The organism is Mycobacterium sp. OAE908 (genome assembly GCF_017872775.1).
Taxonomy (GTDB): domain Bacteria; phylum Actinomycetota; class Actinomycetes; order Mycobacteriales; family Mycobacteriaceae; genus Mycobacterium.
The window spans coordinates 680403-702787 of record NZ_JAGGJL010000001.1; the positions used below are offsets into that span (position 1 = coordinate 680403).

The 22385-nt window shown below is 66.1% G+C and carries 18 protein-coding genes and 1 tRNA gene; 4 read left to right on the plus strand and 15 right to left on the minus strand.

The features are described 5' to 3' along the window. Positions 1 to 2: 2 nt before the first annotated feature. From J3E61_RS03250 to J3E61_RS03280, 7 genes are all read right to left on the minus strand, one after another. Positions 3 to 1448 (minus strand): acyltransferase, encoded by a 1446-nt coding sequence (locus J3E61_RS03250; protein WP_192727058.1) that lies wholly within the window; start codon positions 1446 to 1448, stop codon positions 3 to 5. A gap of 47 nt (positions 1449 to 1495) precedes the next feature. After that, entirely contained in the window at positions 1496 to 7777 is a 6282-nt protein-coding gene (locus tag J3E61_RS03255) for a type I polyketide synthase (RefSeq protein WP_210082601.1), read from the minus strand. A 960-nt stretch (positions 7778 to 8737) separates the two neighbouring features. Further along, positions 8738 to 8810, minus strand: a tRNA-Ala gene (locus tag J3E61_RS03260). Positions 8811 to 8864: 54 nt separating this feature from the next. Then, entirely contained in the window at positions 8865 to 9902 is a 1038-nt protein-coding gene (locus tag J3E61_RS03265; protein WP_210082602.1) for a hypothetical protein, read from the minus strand. Between the two features lie 156 nt (positions 9903 to 10058). Continuing rightward, positions 10059 to 10712, minus strand: coding sequence for a GNAT family N-acetyltransferase (locus J3E61_RS03270; protein ID WP_210082603.1), 654 nt, complete (start codon positions 10710 to 10712; stop codon positions 10059 to 10061). A gap of 19 nt (positions 10713 to 10731) precedes the next feature. Then, the gene (locus J3E61_RS03275) at positions 10732 to 11997 is read right to left on the minus strand and encodes a molybdopterin molybdotransferase MoeA (protein ID WP_210082604.1); all 1266 of its coding nucleotides are present in this window, start codon (positions 11995 to 11997) and stop codon (positions 10732 to 10734) included. 41 nt (positions 11998 to 12038) lie between these two features. After that, positions 12039 to 12950 carry an NTP transferase domain-containing protein gene (locus J3E61_RS03280; protein ID WP_192727063.1) on the minus strand — a complete coding sequence of 304 codons (912 nt, stop codon included), beginning with the start codon at positions 12948 to 12950 and terminating at the stop codon, positions 12039 to 12041. Positions 12951 to 13046: 96 nt separating this feature from the next. Here J3E61_RS03280 and J3E61_RS03285 point away from each other — a divergent pair, with 96 nt between their 5' ends. From J3E61_RS03285 to J3E61_RS03295, 3 genes are all read left to right on the plus strand, one after another. Beyond that, a complete protein-coding gene (locus J3E61_RS03285; protein WP_192727064.1) occupies positions 13047 to 13652 on the plus strand; it encodes a 5-formyltetrahydrofolate cyclo-ligase in 606 nt (201 codons plus the stop codon). 59 nt (positions 13653 to 13711) lie between these two features. Next, positions 13712 to 14056, plus strand: coding sequence for an FmdB family transcriptional regulator (locus J3E61_RS03290; protein WP_210082605.1), 345 nt, complete (start codon positions 13712 to 13714; stop codon positions 14054 to 14056). 73 nt (positions 14057 to 14129) lie between these two features. Beyond that, the gene (locus tag J3E61_RS03295) at positions 14130 to 14783 is read left to right on the plus strand and encodes a flagella basal body P-ring formation protein FlgA (protein ID WP_210082606.1); all 654 of its coding nucleotides are present in this window, start codon (positions 14130 to 14132) and stop codon (positions 14781 to 14783) included. A gap of 5 nt (positions 14784 to 14788) precedes the next feature. On the opposite strand, the gene J3E61_RS03300 is transcribed toward J3E61_RS03295, so the two are convergent. Further along, positions 14789 to 14998 (minus strand): hypothetical protein, encoded by a 210-nt coding sequence (locus J3E61_RS03300; RefSeq protein WP_210082607.1) that lies wholly within the window; start codon positions 14996 to 14998, stop codon positions 14789 to 14791. Positions 14999 to 15133: 135 nt separating this feature from the next. On the opposite strand from J3E61_RS03300, the gene mscL reads away from it, so the two are divergent. After that, positions 15134 to 15592 (plus strand): large-conductance mechanosensitive channel protein MscL, encoded by a 459-nt coding sequence (mscL, locus tag J3E61_RS03305; protein ID WP_192727068.1) that lies wholly within the window; start codon positions 15134 to 15136, stop codon positions 15590 to 15592. Here mscL and J3E61_RS03310 read toward each other — a convergent pair whose 3' ends face one another. The 7 genes from J3E61_RS03310 to rpmF form a co-directional block, all read right to left on the minus strand. Next, the gene (locus tag J3E61_RS03310) at positions 15593 to 16231 is read right to left on the minus strand and encodes an MspA family porin (RefSeq protein ID WP_192727069.1); all 639 of its coding nucleotides are present in this window, start codon (positions 16229 to 16231) and stop codon (positions 15593 to 15595) included. 165 nt (positions 16232 to 16396) lie between these two features. After that, positions 16397 to 17035: an MspA family porin gene (locus J3E61_RS03315; RefSeq protein ID WP_192727069.1), complete on the minus strand. Its 639-nt coding sequence runs from the start codon at positions 17033 to 17035 to the stop codon at positions 16397 to 16399. 709 nt (positions 17036 to 17744) lie between these two features. Next, a complete protein-coding gene (locus J3E61_RS03320) occupies positions 17745 to 18287 on the minus strand; it encodes a MogA/MoaB family molybdenum cofactor biosynthesis protein (RefSeq protein WP_192727127.1) in 543 nt (180 codons plus the stop codon). A gap of 32 nt (positions 18288 to 18319) precedes the next feature. Further along, on the minus strand, positions 18320 to 19666 hold the full coding sequence (locus tag J3E61_RS03325; RefSeq protein ID WP_192727070.1) for a trypsin-like peptidase domain-containing protein: 1347 nt from the start codon (positions 19664 to 19666) through the stop codon (positions 18320 to 18322). Between the two features lie 144 nt (positions 19667 to 19810). Further along, positions 19811 to 21286, minus strand: coding sequence for a HAMP domain-containing histidine kinase (locus tag J3E61_RS03330; protein ID WP_210082608.1), 1476 nt, complete (start codon positions 21284 to 21286; stop codon positions 19811 to 19813). Then, positions 21286 to 21972, minus strand: a complete 687-nt coding sequence (locus J3E61_RS03335) for a response regulator (protein ID WP_192727072.1) — start codon at positions 21970 to 21972, stop codon at positions 21286 to 21288. Before J3E61_RS03335 ends, J3E61_RS03330 begins: the two co-directional genes overlap by 1 nt. 61 nt (positions 21973 to 22033) lie before the next feature. Then, positions 22034 to 22207, minus strand: a complete 174-nt coding sequence (gene rpmF / locus J3E61_RS03340; protein WP_192727073.1) for a 50S ribosomal protein L32 — start codon at positions 22205 to 22207, stop codon at positions 22034 to 22036. Positions 22208 to 22385 lie beyond the last annotated feature (178 nt).

Below are 22385 nucleotides of genomic sequence, written 5' to 3' on the forward strand. Positions count from 1 at the left end.
CCTCAAACGACATTGCGGAGCGGTTCCACCATGTCGTAGCCCTCTGCCACCCGGACGAACACGGACTTCAGCACCTCGACATAGCGAAGCACCGACTCCCGCGCGATCGGGTTGTTGGGGAAAGTAACCATCAACGACAGCTCGTCGAACAGCCGGATGAACGACGAGTACAGGAAAGCCGGTGTCCTGCCATCGATATAGGCCGTCGCATTCGCTCCCTTCAAGGCCGTTGCGACGACTGCGGACAGCGGGGGCAGCCCGGCGTCCATGTAGTTCATCATCGTGTACTCCGGGCCGTACCGGCGCAGCCATGGCGCCAGCTCCAGCACGTGATCGAATGGCACGTTGGCGAGTTCGGCGTTCTCGTCGAACGATGCCTGCGTTGCCCGCGCCGTCTCCTCGAACGAGGACGGATCGATGGGCACGGTGATCGGCACGATGCCGGTGAACCAGCCCATCGTCATGTATTCCGCAGGCGTTCTGCGCTTGTCGATCGGCGTCAGGCCGTAATACGTGTCGGCACCGGTCAGCTCGTAGTGGGCCAGCGCCGCACAGCCGAACAGGCCGCCGCTGAACCGGATACCGGCGTCGGCGCACCGCGCTTCGAACTGCTCCGTCTGTTCCGGGTTCATGAACTGCTCGATGACGAGGTCGCCGCCACAGGGAATCGACTGATCGCCGAGCGGCAACGGGAAGTCCGGGAGCGTGCCGCCGTTCTTCTCGGCGAACTCGATCCACTTCTTGACCTGAGGCGAGTCCACCGTCAGCTCGGCGGTGTAATTCCTTTCCCGGACGCAGAATTCGTCGTGACTGCCGGTCGGTGGCAGCGGAAGCGGGGCGCCACCGGCGGCCAGCGCCCGGTACATGGCGACGATCTCCGCATACAGGCCGGTGATCAACGCCGGATCGGTGTGCAGATGGTCGACGATCACGTAGAAGGCGAAATGCTCCTCGTATTGAATGATGCCGAAGCTGAAGCAATCCCAGTGCAGCGGATCCGGGGTCGACATCAGCAACTTGTGCCAATCATCTGGCGACAGCACACCGTGCTTCGTCGGCACGAACTCGATGTCGCGCGGATTGGCGATCGTATGCCGGACGATGTTGTTGTGACCGAGGTACTCGAACCAGCTGCGATACGTCTCGTGGCGACGAAGGTGGGCGTTGATGACGTAGCTCATGGTCCGAATGTCGCAGCGGCCCGGCACATCCCATGAACCCATCACCACCCGCGAGTACTCGAATCCCTTCTCCTCGTACTCGACAAAGCCGCGCAGATGACCGGCTTGCATATAACCGATCGGTACCGGGCTGACTGGTGCTTGCCTCGCCTTCTCACGCGAAGCCGGTGAGGCATGCCATGACACGATCGAACCCGAGCCCGGGTCCCAGTCCTCGACTCTGCCGGTGATCAGGCCGACCCCCGCCGATCCTCCTCCGATGTACACCCGATTCTCCTTACTCGTATGCCTGGATATCAGCGGACATTTCGATGTCAGGAAGACGACGCACCCTGCGGTGACTCCAGTTTTTCGCACAACAGCCCGGCCAGGCCCTGGATCGTGGTGATGTCCGCCGACGTGATGCGGACCCCGGTCTCGGCCTTGATGTGGGTGCGAAGCTCGAGGTTGCCCAGCGAGTCCAGACCGTATTCGGAAAGGGGCCGGTCCGGATCGATGGTGCGACGCAAGATCACGCTGACCTGTTCGGAGATCAACCGCCGCAGCCGCGTTGGCCACTCGTCCTTCGGCAACGTGCTCAACTCGTCGAGCACCTTGCTCGTCTCCGCCGAGCCGTGACCGGTCGACTGGAACCGCTCGGCGAACCGGCTTCGTTGCGCGAGCGCGGTGAACCACGGTGTCCCGGTCAGTGGCGCGTATCCAGTGTAGGCGCGGTCATGCCGCAGCAATGCCTGGAACGCGTATGCGCCCTCGTCGGGAGTGATCGCGATCTCGGCTGCTTCGGCCACCGCGGTGGCGCGGCCGACTTCGGCCCAAGCGCCCCATGCGATCGCCGTGCCCGGCAGCCCTTGTGCCCGACGCCATTTGGTGAACGCATCGAGCCAGCTGTTGGCCGCCGCGTATGCGCCCTGGCCGGGTGAGCCAACCAGAGCCGCGGCCGACGAGAACGAACAGAACCAGTCGAGCGGCTGTGTGGCCGTGGCACGGTGCAGGTTCCAGGCCCCGTACACCTTCGGGGCCCAGTCGCGCTGAATGAGCTCGTCGGAGATGTTCTCCAGCGTGGCGTCCTCGACCACCGCTGCGGCGTGCAGCACCCCGCGCAACGGCAGACCCGTCGCGGTCGCGGCAGCCACCAACCGGTTCGCCGTGCCGGGCGCGGTGATGTCGCCGCACTCGACGACGATGTCTGCGCCCATCGCCCGGATCAGGTTGATTGTCTCCAGCGCCTTGTCATTTGGCTGCGACCGGGAGGTCAGCACGATCCGGCCGCAGCCTGCGGACGCCATCTTCTCGGCGAGGAACAGGCCCAAGCCCCCGAGGCCGCCGGTGATGAGGTAGGCACCGTCGCTGCGGAAGATACGCGCCTGCTCGGGCGGGACGGCGACGTTGGTGTGCCCTACCCGCGGAATGTCGAGGATCAGCTTGCCGGTGTGTTGCGCCCCGCCCATCGCCCGGATCGCGGTGGCGGCGTCGGCAAGCGGGTAGTGCGTGCTTTCCGGCATCGGCAGCGATCCCTCGGCCGTCAGCCGATACACCTTCTTCAGCAGGCTGCGTACCTGCTGCGGATGGCTTATCGACATCAGGGCCAGGTCGACGCCGTAGAACGCGAGGTTGCGACGGAACGGGAAGAGCCCCATTTTGGTGTCGCCGTAGATGTCGCGCTTGCCGATCTCGATGAACCGTCCGCCGAGCGCCAGCAGTTCCACCCCGGCGCGCTGGGCTGCGCCGGTCACGGAGTTGAGCACGATGTCGACGCCGTAGCCGTCGGTGTCCTTGCGTATCGCGTCGGCGAACTCGATGGTGCGCGAGTCGTACACGTGTTTGATCCCCATGTCGCGCAACATCTGTCGACGCTTTTCGCTGCCCGCGGTGGCGAAGATCTCGGCGCCGACGGCGCGTGCGATCGCGATCGCGGCCTGGCCGACACCGCCCGTCGCGGAATGAATCAGTACCCGATCGCCGCGCCTGATCCTGGCCAGGTCATGCAGCCCGTACCAGGCGGTGGCGTGCGCCGTGGTGGTCGCGGCGGCCTGTGCATCGGTCAGTCCCGCGGGCAACTTGACGGCGAGGTTGGCGTCGCAGGTGACGAACGTGCTCCAGCACCCGTTGCCGGACAGCCCGCCGACGTGGTCGCCGACCTTGTGGTCCTTGACGTCCTTGCCGACCGCGGTGACCACACCGGCGAAGTCGGTGCCAAGTGCGGGCAGCCTGCCTTCGAACGTCGGGTACTTCCCGAATGCGATCAGCACGTCGGCGAAGTTCAGGCTGGACGCCGTCACCGCCACCTCGATCTGACCCGGTCCTGGTGAAACACGCTCGAACGCAACGAGTTCCATCGAGTCCAGGTCTCCCGGCGTGCGGATCTGCAGCCGCACCCCGTTGCGCTCGTATTCGACGTCGGCCGTCTGTCGCTCCTCGGCGCGCAGCGGGGTGGCGCTCAGTCGCGCCGTGTACCACTGGCCGTTTCGCCACGCGGTCTCGTCCTCCGCGGACCGCGCCAGCAGTTGACGCGCGAGGTGCTCGCCGTCGGTGTGGTCGTCGATGTCGATCTGGCTGGCCCGAAGCTGAGGATGTTCGGTGCCGATCACGCGCATCAAGCCGCGCAGGCCCGCCTGCTCGAGGTTGGCCCGCTCACCGTTGCGCACCGTCTGCGCATCACTGGTGACCAGGTACAGCCGTGGCTCGCCAGGCACCTCGGGCAGTTCGCGGACGATCCGCACCACATGGCGCACGTACTCGCCGCCACGGACCGCGAGTTCGTCGTCGAGGCTGCCGTTGCGCGGGCCCGTGAGGACCACCACGCCGTCGAACCCGTCGGTGGCGAGGTGCTCGCGAAGCTGTTCGGTGTTGCGTTTGTGGTCGGCCCGCTGTGACCAGCCCATCGAGGTGCATTGGGCGCCAGCGGCTTTCAACGCGTCGGCGAGCCTTCCTGCGACCGCTTCCGCAGTCGCTGATGTCGAGACGAGCAGCCACGCACCCGGGTGGGCGTCTGCCGCTTCGGGCAGTTCGTGTGGCTCCCACTCGATGGTCAGCAGTCGCTCACCCAACACGCGGTCGCGTTCGCTGGCTTGCGAAACGCCGGTGCCCATCTTCAGGCCGCGCACGCTCAGCAATAGCTGCCCGTTCTCGTCGAGCACGTCGAGGTCGGCCTCGACACCGGTCGCGCCGGCCTCGGTCACTCGCGAATAGCAGTACCGGGCATTGCGAGTGGGCCCGTAGGCCCGCAGGCTACGCACACCCAACGGCAACAACATGCCGCCGTTGGCGACCTCGGCGACGCTGGCATGCGCCGCCACCGACTGGAAGCACGCGTCCAGCAGCGCCGGGTGGATGCCGTAACCGCTCTGCTGCGAACGGATCGATGCGGGCAGTGCTACCTCCGCGAGCACTGTCGCACCGATCCCCTCCGCGGTATATGCCGCGGACAAACCCGAGAACGCGGGGCCGTACTTGATGCCGCGCTTGACCATCCAATGACGGACCTGATCTCCGTCCACCCGGCACGGGTGCGACGCCAGCAGGGCGACCAAGTCGAGCGCGGGCGCGACGTTGTCGTCCGCGACGGCATGCAGGACCGCCGACGCTCGTCGCGCGTGCTCCCCGTCCTCGACGGTGTCCACGACGAACGTGACGACACCGGGCGCCTCCACGGTCGCGACCGCGCCGACAGGGGTCTCTTCGTCGAGCAGGAGCATCTGGTCGAACGTGATGTCACGGACTTCGGCTGCCTCGCCGAGGGCCGTGGCCGCTGCCGCCAACGCCATCTCGCAGTAGGCGGCGCCGGGAAGCGCTGCAGTGTGGTGAATCTGATGATCACCCAGCCACGGCTGTGCCTCGGTGCCGACCTCTGCCTGCCAGACGTGGCGTTCCGGCTCCTCGTTCAAGTGCACATGGGCTCCCAGCAACGGATGCGCCGAGACGGTGCAAGCGCCCTGCGCCCGAGAATCCTGGCCGCTCCGCGATAACAACAGCGAACGGTGGGTCCACGTCGGCAGCGGTGCATCCACCAGTTGGCCACCGGGGTACAGCATGGCGAAATCGACTGCGGCACCGGCATTGTGCAGATCGGCAACGAAATCCAGCATGCCGTTGGGCATCTCCTGCTCTCTGCGCATCGCAGCGAGCGCGGCCACCGGCATACCGAGTCCTCGCGCGGTCTGCCCAACGGCGTGGGTCAGCAGAGGATGCGGGGACAACTCGGCGAACACCCGGTAACCGTCCTCGAGTGCGGCCTGCACGGCCGCCGCGAAGCGAACCGTGTGGCGCAGGTTGTCGACCCAGTAGTAGGCGTCGCATACCGGATGCTCACGCGGGTCGAACGAGGTCGCGGAGTAGTACGGGATTTCCGGTGTCAGCGGGTTGAGTTCGGCCAGCACGTCGGTCAGTTCGTCGAGGATCGGATCGACCTGCGGCGAGTGTGATGCGACGTCGACGGCCACCTCACGCGCCATCACGTCGCGCTCCTCCCACGCCGCAACCAGCTCGCGCACGGCCTGTGTTTCGCCGCCGATCACCGTCGACTCAGGCGATGCCACCACCGCGACCACGACATCGCTGATGCCGCGCGCCATGAGCTCCGATATCACCTGCGCGGCAGGCAGTTCGACCGATGCCATTGCGCCGGAGCCGGCGATCGTCGACATCAGCCGGGACCGTCGGCAGATCACGCGCACACCGTCTTCGAGCGACAGTGCTCCTGCCACCACCGCCGCGGCCGCCTCGCCCATGGAATGGCCGATCACGGCACCGGGCTGCACGCCGTAGGCCTTCATCGTGGCCGCCACCGCCACCTGCATGGTGAAGATCGCAGGCTGGACGAGGTCGATCCCGGTCACCGTGCCCGGCGCCGAAATCGCCTCGGTGACCGAGAATCCGGCCTCCCTCGCGATCAGCGGCTCGATCTTGGCGACCGCGGCAGCGAATTCCGGTTCGGTGGAAAGCAACTCGGCGCCCATCGCGGCCCACTGCGAACCCTGTCCGGAGAACACCCACACCGGTCCGCGGTCGTCATGTCCGACCGCAGGCTGGTACGGTGCGTCGCCGTCGGCGACCTCGAGCAAGGCGTCGGTCAGTTCGCCAAGGCTGCCGGCCATCACGGCAGTCCGCACCGGGCGGTGGGCACGCCTGCGGGCAAGGGTGTAACCGAGATCCGACAGTGCCACGCCGCTGCCTACCGACTTGAGCCAGTCGGCCAGCCGACCGGACGTGCGGCGCAGTTCCTCGGGCGAGGTGGACGACAGTGGGAAGATCAGCTTGTCGCCCAGCACGGATTCGGTGTCCGAATCCGTCGCCGCGGCGGGTTGTTCGGCAGCTTGTTCGATGATGGCGTGCACGTTCGTCCCTGACATCCCATACGACGAGACTGCGGCCCGCCGCGGATGATCGCCGTTCGTCGGCCACGGCGTGTTCTCCTGTGGCACAAACAGTTTGGTGTCGATCTCGGCAAGTTCGTCCGGCAGCCGGTTGAAATGCAGATTCTGCGGGACCACGCCGTGTTGCAGCGAGAGGACGGTTTTGACAAGCCCTACCGCTCCGGCGGCAGACTGCGTGTGCCCCAGATTTGTCTTGACCGAACCAAGCGCGCATGGTCCGTCGATGCCGTAAACGTTGGAAAGGCTTGTGTATTCGATGGGATCCCCGACAGGGGTGCCGGGTCCATGGGCCTCGATCATGCCGATGGTGCTCGGCTCGACGCCCGCAGTCGCCAGCGCCTTCTTGTACACCTCGGTCTGCGCGGTTGCCGACGGTGTGGTGATCGTCTCGGTGCGGCCGTCCTGATTGGCGGCCGTCCCGCGCAGTACGGCAAGGATCCTGTCACCGTCGCGTTGGGCATCCGGCAGTCGCTTCAGCATGACCACAGCGCAACCGTCGCCGGAGACGAATCCGTCTGCGGCCGCGTCGAATGCGTGACACTTCCCGGTCGGTGACAACATTCCAGCCGCTGAACCGCCTGCGAACCTGCGCGGGTCCAGGACGGCGTTGGCGCCGCCTGCGAGCGCGAGATCGCTCTCACCGTCGTTGAGGCTGCGGCACGCCATGTGAATGGCGAGCAGCCCGGATGAGCACGCGGTGTCGAAGGTGATCGCGGGTCCGTGCACACCGAGGGCGTAGGAGATGCGTCCCGACGCGACACTGAAATTGGCGCCGGTGACACCGTAGGGCCCCTCCATAGCGTCGGTGTCGGCGGCCAGCAGTTGATAGTCGTTGACCGTAAGACCCATGAAAACGCCGGTCAGTGAGCCGGCGATGGTCTCCGGCGTGAAACCGGCGTGCTCCATGGCCTCCCAAGAGGTTTCGAGCAAGATCCGATGCTGCGGGTCCATTGCGGTCGCTTCTCGCTCGCTGATGCCGAAGAAGTCGGCGTCAAAGCCCGCGACGTCGTCCAGAAAGGCGCCCCACTTGCACGGCGAGCGGCCAGGAACACCCGGTTCGGGGTCGTAGTACTCGTCGAGATCCCACCGGTCAGACGGAATTTCGGTGACCATGTCGTCGCCGCGTAACAACGCATCCCACAACTCCTTCGGGGAGTCGATCCCCCCGGGAAGTCGGCAGGCCATTCCGATGACAGCAATGGGAGTAACGGGTGCTCTATCCACGAATCGCCTCTCGTCAGCGTGAAGTTGGCAGGAATCAGTAGGAAACGGCGGTTAGCGAGAATGCCTGCAGACTGTGGTCCGAAACGAACAGCGGAACTGCCGGACTGCACCTGTTTTGTGCGCTGTGCAGGTGCGCCTCGTGTATTGCGATGGCAGACAACAGATGTTGTCGTCCTTGCCACCCGCAGGTGCACACCGCGCGCGCGTGCAGCGAACCTTTGTCCACTGCCACGACGCCGCGGCGGGCACGGCCAAGCGTTAGGGATGCAGTCGGCCTGGCAAAACGGTCTGCGGAGTTCGCAGCCACTAGGGCGCCCAACGGATCGTCAGGCCTTCTCGTTTGCCAATGCGTGGTCGTTCTCAGGCATGGCGGTCAACCTAACAGGCTTTTCCCAAAGATGGGAGATTACTCCCAAATTCGCAGTGCATGTGTCGCCACTTGCACAGATGTGCCGTGTGTGATAGGCATCGCCAGCACACACCGACGAGCAAATCGGGCAAACAGCGCTAGGGTTCACAGATCATGGCGCCCGAATTGCGTACAGCGCCCTGAACTTTCGTTACCGCTGAACGAATAGCCTTTCCGTGTCCCGCATTTCGTCACGTGGCGGATAAGGGAAAACGCACGTAGTCAAGATTCCGCAAAGAAATCCGCAAACGGAGAACTTTGCTGTTGCGGTAACACCGGGTGCTGCGGCGTCGTCGATTCGGATGACACCGAGGCATGCGGCCAGCAACCGCATAAGTGGCGATCTTGATAGCGCCGAAAACGCATGATGACTAGGTAGCTGAAGCGTTGTGTCACGTCATGCCGCCCGCGATCTACTCGATCGACCCGGCGGCGAGACAGCGTGCTGTCCTTCGAATTGCGACGAGAGCGCTTGGGCGCAGATTCACGTCAACGGCCACAACCCGCAGCGCACGCGCAAGGAACGTGCGCGCATGGACTCTCGATATATGTGGAGCTAAGGGGAATCGAACCCCTGACCTACTCGATGCGAACGAGTCGCGCTACCAACTGCGCCATAGCCCCTGGTACCGGTAGCACAGGCTACCAGCCTCGGCGCCGCCGCAGAAAATCGATTGGCTACTGGCCGGCGGCGCGCGGCAGGTCGAACTCGCGCGCGAACGGGGCGTAGTCGAGATGCTCGAAGATCGGGTCCTCGTCGTCGATCTCCAGCACCACCGAACCGGGCCGCCGCAGCCGCGACGGGACCACGTCGAACTCGTGATCGTCGGTGTTCTCCACGCCCAGTCTCGATCGCGCGATCCGCTGGGCGCGGCGCCGCCGCAGCCGGGCCTCGATGCGGGTCTGCCGACGCAGGTAGGCCAGGTAGAGCAGGGTTATCGCGCTCATGGACCCGCAGGCCCACCAGGCGGCGGGGCTCAGGGTCACTGCCGCGATGCCTGCGACGACCGTCAACACGGTCAGCATCGTCAGCATTCGCTTGCGGAACTTGTACTTGCGGGCGTCGATCGTGGCAGCCCGTGCCTCCGACCGCCGCATGCGCGCGGCGCTGATCGAGTCGGCGATCTGCAGATCGGTTTCCGACGGCGCCTCTAGACCCGACGAATCGTCGACGTACTCGTATTCGTCCTCGGTGCCGTCGGACTCGTATTCGGCCGCAGGCTCGTCGGCCTCGAGATCCTCGGGTTCCTCAGCTCCCTCACCGAAATCCAATGGCAGCTCGTCGGTCTGACCCTCGGGCTGCTCCTCGACGGCGTCGTGCGCCGACGCGCCGACCGGCAATGCACCCGCATCCTCGTCGACAACATCGACATCGAGGTAGTCCGGCTCACTGTCGATTTCGGACTCGACGGCGGCGGCGCGCACCACCGCCCGCTCCGTCGACTCGTGCGTCGCCTCGTCCTCGAGGTCGTCCTCGGGTTCGTCGTCGAGATCGCTGTCCGACGGTTGCCAGTGCGGATCGCTGTTGTGTCCGGCCGCCGGCCTGCCGCGGCGCAGTAACCGCGCGCCGCTGCCGGTGTTGAGCACCCGCGTCGCCAGTGCCACGTCGCTGGTACGACGAACGGCATCGCGCTTGCTGATCAACATCGGCACCAACACGAAGAGCCACAGCACTACGAGGGAGATCCAGAGGAGAGATTGGGGGATGCTTGGCATGGCGCCTGCTCCTTTCCCCTACAGGCTAGGTCCGTGACCAGCGCATCCATCGGCGGCGCGCCGAGGTCAATTACACACCTGTAATTCCCGACTTACAAGCACCATCTGCCACAAACGTCACATTGGTAACAATGGCTCGACTTCGCTGGCGGGTGCTCAGGCCCAGTGCGCGTGGCCCTCGCGCACCAATGCGGAGGCGGCCGAACCAAGCAGCTCCTCGGTGGTGATCGCCACCAGCAGGTGATCGCGCCAGGCGCCGTCAACCTCGAGGTAGCGCCGCAGCAGTCCCTCCTCGCGGAAACCGACCTTTGCCAGCACGGCCCGGCTCGCGGCGTTCTCCGGCCGCACCGTTGCCTCGACCCGATGCAGCATGACCGGTCCGAAACAGTGGTCGAGGCCCAGCGCGAGCGCCGCTGTCGCGATCCCGCCGCCGGTGGCCGAGCTGGCCACCCAGTAGCCGATCCATGCCGAGCGCAGCGCACCGTGCGTGACGTTGCCGATGGTCAGTTGACCGGTGAACTCGCCGTCCACCTCGATGACGTACGGCAGCATCCGACCCTTACGGGCCTCCGACCGCAATCCCGAACAGACCGCCGGCCATGACGAAACCGAGTGCCGCACTTCCCAATTCACATCGGTCACCGGTTCCCACGGCTCCAAGTGGGCGCGGTCGGCCAGCCTGATCCGGCTCCAGGAGGACGCATCGCGCAGACGCACCGGCCGCAGTCGCACCAACCCACCGGGGACCCGCAGCGGGCCCACCGGCGTCGGCCATCCGGGGTGCAATGAAGTCGAACGCCACAGGTTCATGACGGCAAGCCGCTACCGTTCAGCCGCGCTGAGCCAGGAACGCGACGTCGACGATCTCGCCGGTGCGGATCTGTTCGGCCTCAGTCGGAACCACCACCAAACAGTTTGCTTCAGCGAGCGTCGCGAGCAGATGCGACGACGCGCCAGGCCCCCCGCCGAGGGCCTGCACCAAGTACTCACCCGTGTCCTGGTCGCGCATCAGCTGGCCACGCAGATAACCCTTGCGGCCTGCCACCGAACTGATCGGCGACAGCGTGCGGGCCTGCACGACCCTGCGCATCGGCTGTCGCTTGCCCAGTGTCAGCCGGATCAGGGGTCGCACCATCACCTCGAAGACAACCAACGCGCTCACCGGGTTGGCGGGCAGCAGGAACACCGGCACCCCCTCCGGGCCCAACTGGCCGAAGCCCTGAACCGAGCCGGGATGCATCGCGATGCGCGTGACCTCCATGTCGCCGAGTTGTGAGAGCACCGAGCGCACACCCTCGGCGGCCGCGCCGCCGACCGCTCCGGCGATCACCACCACCTCAGCGCGATTGACTTGGCCCTCAACGACTTCCCGAAGTTCATTCGGGTCGGTGTCGACGATTCCGACACGGGTGACCTCGGCGCCGGCATCGCGGCCTGCCGCGGCCAGCGCGTAGGAGTTGACGTCATAGACCTGTCCGTTGCCCGGCGTCCGCGAGATGTCGACGAGCTCACCGCCGACGCACATCACCGACAGCCTGGGCCGCGGGTGAACCAGCACGCGCTCGCGGCCGACCGCCGCCAGCAGGCCCACCTGCGCCGCGCCGATGATCGTGCCTGCCCGCACGGCGACGTCGCCGGGCTGGACGTCATCGCCGGTGCGACGGACGTAGGCCCCTGACCGCACGCCACGAAGCACCGTCACCCGCGACTCGCCGCCGTCGGTCCACCGCAACGGCAGTACTGCATCTGCGAGCGTCGGCATCGGCGCGCCGGTCTGCACTCGGGCGGCCTGGCGCGGCTGCAGCCGGCTCGGGGTGCGGGCACCGGCTTCGATCGAACCCATTACCGGAAGGCTCACTTCGCGGTTCCCGTCGTCCCCCTCGCCGTCATCCTCGCCGCCCCCGACGCCGAGCACATCCACGCTTCGCACGGCATACCCGTCGATGGCAGCCTGATCGAATCCCGGCAGCGGCCGTTCGGTGACGACCTCCTCGGCGCACATCAACCCTTGGGCTTCGGCGATCGCCACCCGGACGGGTCGTGGCGCCACCGCGGCGGCCGCTACCCGGGCCTGCTGCTCCTCCACCGAACGCACTACTGCACGCCTTTCTGCCGTTCAGGAGCCGTCGTGGCGTATCAGCAGTCGATCAGCCCTAATCGCTCCACCAGCCACCGTCGCAACTCGGGGCCGTAGTCGTCGCGTTGCAACGCAAAGTCAACCGCAGCCTTGAGATAGCCGCCAGGATTTCCGAGGTCGTGTCGAGACCCGCGATGCACGACGACGTGCACCGGATGCCCCTCTTTGATCAGCAGCGCGATGGCATCGGTCAATTGGATCTCGCCGCCTGCCCCACGCTGAACCCGCTTGAGCGCGTCGAAGATCGCACGGTCGAGCACATAGCGGCCTGCTGCGGCGTACGGCGACGGTGCGTCCTCAGCCTTCGGCTTTTCCACCATGCCCTTGACGCGTAACACGTTGGGGTTGTTCGTATCTGGCACCTTTTCGACGTCGAACACGCCGTAGGCGCTGATCTCGTCGGGACCGACCTCGATCGCGCACAGCACCGTGCCGCCACGTTTGGCGCGCACCTTCGACATGGTTTCCAGCACACCGGTGGGCAACACGAGATCGTCGGGCAGCAGCACCGCGACCGCGTCTTCGTCGGGCGCCAGGCTGACTTCGACGCATCCGACGGCGTGTCCGAGGCCAAGCGGTTCGCGCTGTACCACCGACTCGACCTTGATCAGCGCCGGTGCGCGCCGCACCTTCTCCAGCATCGAGGTCTTGCCGCGCGCCTCCAGCGTGCCCTCGAGAACCAGGTCCTCGACGAAGTGGGCGACGACGCCGTCCTTGCCTTCGGAGGTCACGATGATCAACCGCTCGGCACCCGCCTCGGCCGCCTCGGCGGCCACCAGTTCGATGCCGGGCGTGTCGACGACGGGCAGCAATTCCTTCGGGACCGTCTTGGTCGCGGGCAAGAACCGGGTCCCAAGGCCCGCGGCAGGAACGACCGCGGTGCGCGGAATCGGAACCTGAGCTCTTGTCATCGTTCACACCCTAACGTCCTTAGCTCGGTTAAGCCGCGAAGGCATGTATTGCGTTCGTTTTGCGACTGCCGCGAAGAGGCTGTCATCGTTGACGCCGTGGCGTACCCGACGAAGACCGAGCTGCGGGCCGAGATCCTCGCCGCTCGCCGCGCACTCGCGCCGCAACTACACGACGCCGAAGCCCATGCGCTGTCGCGACATCTGGCCACTCTGATCGGCCCGGATGAAACCGTATGCGCCTACGTGCCCGTCGGCTCCGAGCCCGGCTCTGCCGAGCTGATCGACTCATTGCTGCGCCGCGGCGTTCGGGTGCTGCTGCCGGTCGCCCACCACGACGCGGCGGGTCTGCCGGTGCCGCTGCTTTGGGGCGAGTATCGGCCGGGCCGACTGGTGGCCGCGCGGTTCGGCTTACTGGAGCCCGCCGAGCCGTGGTTGCCCGCCGATGCGATCGCCTCGGCGTCGGTGGTGCTGGTGCCCGCTCTCGCCGTCGATCGGACCGGGGTGCGGTTGGGGCGCGGCGCCGGGTTCTACGACCGCTCCCTACCGCTGGCCGCGCCCGCCGCGCGACTGGTCGCCGTCGTGCGCGACGACGAGCTCGTCGCGCGGTTGCCCGCCGAGCCGCACGATGTGCGGATGACGCACGCGCTGACGCCGACCGGCGGCTTGACCGAACTCGACCAGGGAATGACCGAGCCCACATAGCGGTTCTAGCACTTGAGCCGGTAGAGTGCTAAGCAGTTTTGACCATCTCGGAGGTTTTTGTGCCTACCTATTCCTATGCGTGCACGGAGTGCGGCGATCGGTTCGACGCAGTGCAGGCCTTCAGCGATAACGCGCTGACCACCTGCGCCAAGTGCAACGGTCGGCTGCGCAAGCTGTTCGGCAATGTGGGAGTGGTCTTCAAGGGCAGCGGTTTCTACCGCACCGACAGCCGCGATTCGGCCAAGAGCTCCGCGAACAGCTCGTCGAGTTCGTCCAACGGGTCCGGCTCGGAGTCCACCGGCGGCTCGTCGTCCTCGTCGTCGGAGAAGTCGTCGGAGAAATCGTCCAACGGTTCGAGCACCAGCTCGACCACCTCGGCACCCGCCGCTGCCGCGTCGAGCTGACGCGGGCCGAGTTATCCACAGCCGCGGGCACAGCCCGCACCCTCGTTGTGCCGCCGCGCCTTAACGTGGCCGCATGGGGGACTCGCTTAATCCGTCTGTCCTGAGCCGGCTATTGGCCGCGCGGCCGGATTGGTCACGCACGCTGGCCGCCCGTCGCGCAGCCGCGGCCGCGCTCGTCATCCTGGCCGCCGTTGTCGCGCTGCGCTCCGACCCACACGGTGATCGCACCGACATTGTCGTCGCGACGCGTGACCTCGCCTCGGGTGTGGAACTGACCGCAGCCGATGTCCGGCTCGAAAAGCGAACGGCCGCAACGGTTCCCGACGGCGCCCAGTCAGACGTCGACGCCGTTGTCGGCGCCACCCTCGCCGGCCCGGCCCGCCGCGGCGAGGTGCTCACCGACGTGCGGGTGCTCGGACCGCGGCTTGCCGAATCGGTGGCCGGTCCCGACGCCCGCATCGTGCCGCTGCCCCTTGCCGACAGCGCGGTGCTGGATCTGGTCCGTCCTGGCGATGTGGTGGACGTGTTCGCGGCGAGCTCCGAATCCGGTGCGGACGCCCGACCGCAACTGGTGGCGACGAATGCCGTTGTCGTCCTGACGTCCGAAAAGCCGAAGGGCGCAGGCAACGGCAGCGACAGGGTCGTGCTCGTGGCCGTCGGCGCCAACGCTGCCAACGAGTTGGCAGCGGCGGCACTGCTTCAGACGGTGACGCTCACCTTCCACTGAGGCGGTCAGCGCGGCGGTGCAGGCACCGGCGTGGTGGTCGGGGCCGCGGGGCCACCGTGCTGGATCACGTCCATCACCATGTCGGCCAACTCGTCGGAGCTGGAGGTCGCGGGTGCTGGTGCAGGTGACGGTGTCGGTTCGGCGTTTGCGGTGCCGATCGCGAGCACCGACAGCCCGAAGACCACGGCAACCGCCGCCGACCACACCCACCGCATCGCCACTCCTTTTGCCTTGGTGCACAGCCCGATTCCCCGGCGAAGCTAGCACCAGACCGCGTCCGCCGCACTTCCAACCCGACTAACGTCAACGCTTGTCAGGTAGGCATCCGACTGCAGGAGGGGTTCGAGCGCATGTTGAAGGGCTTCAAGGAGTTTCTGTCCAGAGGCAACATCGTCGATCTGGCCGTCGCGGTGGTGATCGGTACCGCGTTCACGGCGTTGGTCACCAAGTTCACCGACAGCATCATCACTCCGTTGATCAACCGCATCGGCGCCGGCGGCGACGCCAACTACGGCATCCTGCGGATCGGCATCGGCGGCGGCCAGGCCATCGATCTGAACATCCTGTTGTCGGCGGCGATCAACTTCGTCCTTGTCGCCGCGGTGGTCTACTTCTTGGTCGTCACCCCATACAACAGGCTGCGCAAGAAGGGCGAGGTCGAGCAGGCGCAGGACACCGAGCTCGCCATCCTGACGGAGATCCGCAACATCCTCGCCGAGACCAACGGCCAAGTCGGTCCGCATGTCAGTGGCCCGGGCACAGGCCCGAGCCCTGACACAGCAGAGACGACGAGTGGCGACAGGTCCTAGTTAGTTCATGTTCCAGGGTTCGCCGTAGGTGGTGACGCTGTCACCGGCCTTGGAGATCAGCCGAGCGAACGGACGCAGCAACACACCACCAGCAGCACCGGTCACGGTGCCATGAGCGTTGGAGACCGCCACCTTGCCGTGCGGACCCGACACATCCACCGAGAACGTCGCCACTTCCTGAATACCGGGGCCATTGCCCAGGTCAGCAGAGATCGACACACCCGGGAACAGGTTCGGGGTAATCACCGAACCAAACGCCGTGAACGGACCGCCATAGAGGTTCGCGTCATCCAACAGGATGTTGGGCGTGGTGTAGGAGAAGTTGATCCCCACACCCAGCGACCACGGGAAACCAATCTGGTAACCCAGCTCCAAGGTGCCCTCGAACTCATCAGCACCCGGGCCGGCCACGTTATAGACGGCACTACCGGAGTGGAACCACTCACGAGTCAGCCGGTTGCGGTCCAAGGGGAACACACCATTGAGGAAGGTGTCCCACTGCTGGATCGTCAGCGTCCGATCCTGGCCATCAACCAGGCTCAGCTCGTTGTCCAGACCTGCATGAGAGGTGCCCGTGCTCACGAACAAAGCGGCCAACGCCGCCACAATCGCGACCAGCACCCGACTGAATGCCTTCATTTGTTCCCCATCTCTGAAAGGCCTGGACCTACAACGGGTGGATCGCAATACGTGATGCAACCGTTACAGATGTTGTAGCTGACTTCTCTCGTTACTGTGGTGATAACGACAAAACAGCCCCCGGCGAATCGCCGGGGGCTGCTTCGTAGAGCCCTGAGCTGGGAGTTAGTTCATGTTCCAGGGTTCGCCGTAGGTGGTGACGCTGTCACCGGCCTTGGAGATCAGCCGAGCGAACGGACGCAGCAACACACCACCAGCAGCACCGGTCACGGTGCCATGAGCGTTGGAGACCGCCACCTTGCCGTGCGGACCCGACACATCCACCGAGAACGTCGCCACTTCCTGAATACCGGGGCCATTGCCCAGGTCAGCAGAGATCGACACACCCGGGAACAGGTTCGGGGTAATCACCGAACCAAACGCCGTGAACGGACCGCCATAGAGGTTCGCGTCATCCAACAGGATGTTGGGCGTGGTGTAGGAGAAGTTGATCCCCACACCCAGCGACCACGGGAAACCAATCTGGTAACCCAGCTCCAAGGTGCCCTCGAACTCATCAGCACCCGGGCCGGCCACGTTATAGACGGCACTACCGGAGTGGAACCACTCACGAGTCAGCCGGTTGCGGTCCAAGGGGAACACACCATTGAGGAAGGTGTCCCACTGCTGGATCGTCAGCGTCCGATCCTGGCCATCAACCAGGCTCAGCTCGTTGTCCAGACCTGCATGAGAGGTGCCCGTGCTCACGAACAAAGCGGCCAACGCCGCCACAATCGCGACCAGCACCCGACTGAATGCCTTCATGTTCTCCCTAGCTATGTAGACGGCGGACCGGCTAGTCCACCGTGTTGTTGTCCGTGCGCGGCTCCTACCGCTAAACCACACACGACGCTTGAGTGGCATGTGACGCAAATGAGAGAGCTCACATGCTGCTCTTACGTTTCGCTCATCGTTGACACGAGGAACATAACGGGGAGGCATCCCCCCGGCAACGCGTGGGGGACATTCGCGTCGATTCCGCCACCCTGTGATGGGAGTTTGCTGGCGCGCCGCAGGCGCGATCAAACACCGTCGTTCGGACCGATTGTGTCGCAACGAAGAGACAACCGGGCCGGTCTCGCGTCGCACATCGGTGTCAGACGGTGACGCCATGCGGCCACCTGCCGTTTTCCGCGCTTAACGCGAAATCACAGGTCAATCATGGTGAGGGGGGATATTGTCCCGCAACCACTGCTCATGCTCGGCGGCGTCGTCCGGCGAAAAACTGTCTCGCTCGTCAACGGGTAACTCGCGCAATGGATCCCCGAATATCTTGTTAACTGCATCGCGGGCGCGCTTTGGCGGGTCCGTCACAGCGCGCCTACGGTGTGACGAAGATCACATTCGGACAAAGATAGCCGTTCACGTAGGCGTAACCGGCGGTACGACGGCGTAATTCGCGAAGCGCAGCGCACCGCTGACCACGGCGCGGTAACTGCGTCGCGGCAACTGTTGCGCAGCGAGGCCAATCTCGTTAGATCTCCAAGCTGGATAGCTGGCCGATGATCTGAACGGCCAGCGGGCTCAATGTGGCCATGCCGTCCCTGACCGCGGCGCGCGAGCCCGCGAGATTAACTACGAGGGTGCTGCCGGATATCCCGGCGAGGCCGCGGGAGACGCCCGCGTCGACTATTCCCGCCGACAGACCGGACGCGCGCAGCGCCTCGGAGATCCCGAGCAGTTCACGGTCGAGGATGTCGCGGGTGGCTTCGGGGGTCACGTCGCGCGGCGTGACTCCAGTGCCTCCCACGGAGACCACCAGGTCAACTCCGCCGATCACGGCCGTGTTGAGGGCGTTGCGGATCTCCACCTCATCGGAGGAAACGACGACCACGCCGTCCACCACGAAGCCGGCCTCGCCGAGCAGCTCGCTCACCAACGGGCCCTCGTGGTCTTCTTCGCCATGAGCGGTGCGGTCATCGACGACGACGACGAGCGCCCGGCCCACCAACTCCCCTGGCTGTTCCATGAGTGCAACCGTATATGTCGGAAGTGACACGGGCGCGGCCACTCTCAGAGTGCGCGGGCCTCCAGGACCCACGGTGATGGTCACTGCTGTGCCTTGCCGAGCGTGACCTGCACGGTCTGCGACTTACCCGATGGATCCAGGTATGTGAGCGTCACCTTGTCACCTGGCGCCTTTGATCGCACCGCGGCCACCAGAGCGTCGGCGCTGCCGATCACCCGGTCGTCGACCTTGGTGACGACGACGCCGCTTGGCAGGCCCGCCGCCGCAGCCGCGCCGCCGTTGGTGACCTCGACGATCTTCGCGCCGTCGACGCCCGCGTCGTTGCCCACCTGGACGCCGAGCGAGGCGTGTGACGCCGTGCCGCTCTGGATGAGCTCATCGGCGATCCGTTTGGCCTGATCGACCGGGATGGCGAAGCCCAGCCCGATCGAGCCGCTCTGCGCCTGCGGACCCGCATCGCCGCCCAACGTCGCGATGGCCGAATTCACGCCGACCAGTTCGCCATTCATGTTGACCAGCGCGCCACCCGAGTTGCCGGGGTTGATCGCCGCGTCGGTTTGAATCGCGTCGAGCACGGTGTTCTGGTTCCCGGCGTCGCCGCCGGCGGCCACCGGGCGGTTCAGCGCGCTGATGATGCCGGTGGTGACGGTGCCTTCCAGCCCGAGCGGCGAGCCGACGGCCACCACGTCCTGGCCGACCCGCAGATTGCTCGACGAGCCGAGGGTGATCGGCGTCAGCCCCGATGCGCCCTGCGCGCGAACAACGGCGATATCGCTGCTGGGGTCGGTCCCGACGACCGTGAAGCCCATCGTGCGGCCGTCCGCGAAGGTCACTTTCGTCTGGGCGCCGCCGGCAGGGGCCGGCGCGGGGGGGCCGCCCGGGTTGTCCTTGGCGGCGGACACGACGTGGTTGTTGGTCAGGATCAGCCCGTCGGAGGACAGGATGATGCCGGAGCCCTCCTCCGACTGCTTGCCGAGGTCGACCTCCAGCTTGACGACGCTGGGCACCACCTTGGCGGCCACCTGCTCGACCGAACCCGCGGGCAGGCTGGCGGCGGGCACGCTTGGCGCCAGTCCGGTGGCGCTCGAGCCTGCCGACGGGCGATCCGGCTGGGCGAGCAGTGCGACGCCACCGCCGATACCCGCCGAGACAATCGCGACGGCGACCGCGCCGGCCGTCAAAGCGCCTGCGCGGGAACGCTTTTGGGGAGCGTGCAGACCGGGCGGCTGCTGCGGGGCGCCGCGGTACGGATCGTAGGGCGCACGGAACTGCTGCTGCGTCGCATAGCGCCAGTCATACGGCTGCTGCGGCTGCTGCTGCTGATATGGCCGCGGCGCGCCAGGATAGCCGGGCGTCCCATGCTGCGCATGGCCGCCGGGCCGGTGGCCGGGCGGCGGAGGCGGCGAGTACCTCGGGTGGTTCGTCATGTCGCTGCGATGCTCTTCCTGGAGTAGGTCCCGACTTCTTGAACAACGACGGCTGCAGGCTCAGCGTGCCCATTCGGGCTGAGAATCCACTTAGAGAACTTTCGGGACATCCCCAGACTTTCCTCCCCGCCGCGCGTTCCCCGATCAAGCATTGTCGGCGCCGACCACCGGCTGGTCCACATCGGTGGGGTGTGTCGCAGGAAGCGGCCGGCCGGGCAGCACCACATGGATAGAGGTACCGGGTGGTTGCCCGCCTGGGACGGTGTCCTCGACCCGCAGCGTCCCACCGTGTTTGACCACGACCTGTTTCACGATGGCCAGACCGAGGCCGGAGCCGGGCATCGCCCGGGCCGACGTCGAACGATAGAACCGCTCGAACACCAGCGCCCTCTCCTGCGGCGGGATACCGGGACCGAAGTCGAACACCACCAGCTCGGCGTGCGCGGGGTCGATCTGCGTCAGCCGGATGCCCACGCGTCCGCCCGGCGGACTCCATTTCGCGGCGTTGTCGAGCAGGTTGAGCACGGCGCGCTCCAGCACACCGCCGTCGCCGTACACCTGCCACCCGATCACTGAAGCGTCGAACTCAATATCGTTGCGGCGCCGACGAACTCGTTCAAGTGATCGGTCTACCACGTCGGCCATGTCGACGGGTTCGTGAATGACGCCGCCTGCCTCGTCGCGCGTCAGATCCACCAGATCGCCGACGAGCGTGGACAATTCCTCGATCTGGGCGATCACGTCGGCGCGCAGCTCGGCCATCTCGTCTTCGGGCAGCGGTGGCGCCCCTGGTGCCATCGCCGCCATCAGCAGCTCGACGTTGGTGCGCAGCGAGGTCAACGGCGTGCGCAGCTCGTGGCCCGCGTCGGTGACCAGCCGGGCCTGGCGTTCGCGCGACTCGGCGAGCGCCCGCAGCATCATGTTGAAAGCCTCTGTGAGCCGGGCGAGTTCGTCGCTGCCGAATACCGGAATGGGTCTGAGGTCGTCGGTGCGGGCCACCCGTTCGGCGGCTTCGGTCAGCCGCGCCACCGGTCGCAGCCCGGCGCGGGCGACGGCACCACCGGCCATTGCGGCGACCGCGACACCGAGACCGCCGACGATCAGTAGCACCGTGCCGAGGCGTTTGAGCACCTCGCTGGTCGGGGCAAGGCTCTTGGAGATCAGCAATGAGCTGCCGTTGGTCAGGTGCAGCGCCAGCACCCGCTGGTGGTTGACGGTGCGCAGCGACATCAGCAATTCGCCTTGCACCACATCCTTTTCCGGTTCGCCCAGCGGCAGCGTCTGGCCCTCCTGGTTGGCCGTGTAGATGGACCGGCCGGGGTTGACCAGCATCGCGTTGACGTCCGAGTAGGCGGTGCCTTCGATCGCCTTACCGGGATCGGCCGCCAGCGAACCACTTTCGATCAACAGCCGCGCGCGGCTGTGCAACTGGTTGTCGATGTCGTCGTAGAGCGCCCGCGATACCACCGCGTAGACGGCGACGGCCATCAGCACCACGACCATGGCCACCATCGACATGGCGAGCAGCATCACGCGCCAACGCAACGACAGGGAGCTGGCAGCGGCAAGCGGCGGCCGCGACGTTCTCCGCGGCCCGAACCCGGACTTCTGGGCTGACATCAGGGCGGTGTTTCACGCAACACATAACCCACCCCGCGCACGGTGTGGATCAGTCGCGGCTCTCCTTCGGCTTCGGTCTTGCGGCGTAGATATCCGACGTACACCTCGAGAGCATTGCCGGACGTCGGGAAGTCGAACCCCCACACTTCCTCGAGGATGCGACTGCGGGTGAGCACCCGCCGAGGGTTGGCGATCAGCATTTCCAGCAGCGCGAACTCGGTGCGGGTCAGGCTGATCGGCCGGTCGCCGCGGGTGACCTCGCGGGTCACCGGGTCCAGCGACAGGTCGGAGAACGTCAACGCAGGCGATTCGGCGCCGTCGTCGGGCGTCCTTCTCCGCAGCAGCGCGCGCATCCGCGCCAGCAGTTCTTCGAGTGCGAACGGCTTGGGCAGGTAGTCGTCGGCGCCGGCGTCCAGCCCGGCGACCCGCTCGGATACCGAGTCGCGGGCCGTCAGCACGAGGATCGGCAGGTCGTCGCCGGTGGATCGAAGCTGACGGCATACCTCGAGACCGTCCAGCCTCGGCATCATCACGTCGAGTACGAGGGCATCGGGCCGGTCGTTCGCGATCGCGTCGAGAGCTTCGCGGCCGTCCTGCGCCAGCTCGACCGAATATCCGTTGAACGATAGCGACCGGCGCAGGGATTCGCGCACAGCGCGATCGTCGTCAACGACAAGTATGCGCACAGCCACAGTGTCTATCGATCACCTGAGACTGTGCTGAGAGACGCGCCGCAGCGCGGCCGGGTCAGCGGCGGTCGAGATCGATGAGGCCGAGCCGGGCGGCCTTCAGCAGGCGCCGCGGCACCTTGTGCTGCTGACCCGCGACGGTCACGTTCACCAGGTCGGTACGGGTGGCTTTCCACTGCGCGCGCCGGCTACGGGTGTTCGCGCGCGACATCCTGCGCTTGGGCACAGCCATGATCGAGCTCTCCTTTTATAAGGGGTCCTGAAATGCGCGCCACGCGTGGTCCGGCATCGCAATTGCCCTTCAGGATAGCCCGTGGCCTGCATAGGCTCCAAAACAAGGGACGACCTTGACGCGATACCGCCGGTAACCGCTAACCTACCGGTTGGTTGGGCGTGCTCGGCGGCGAAAG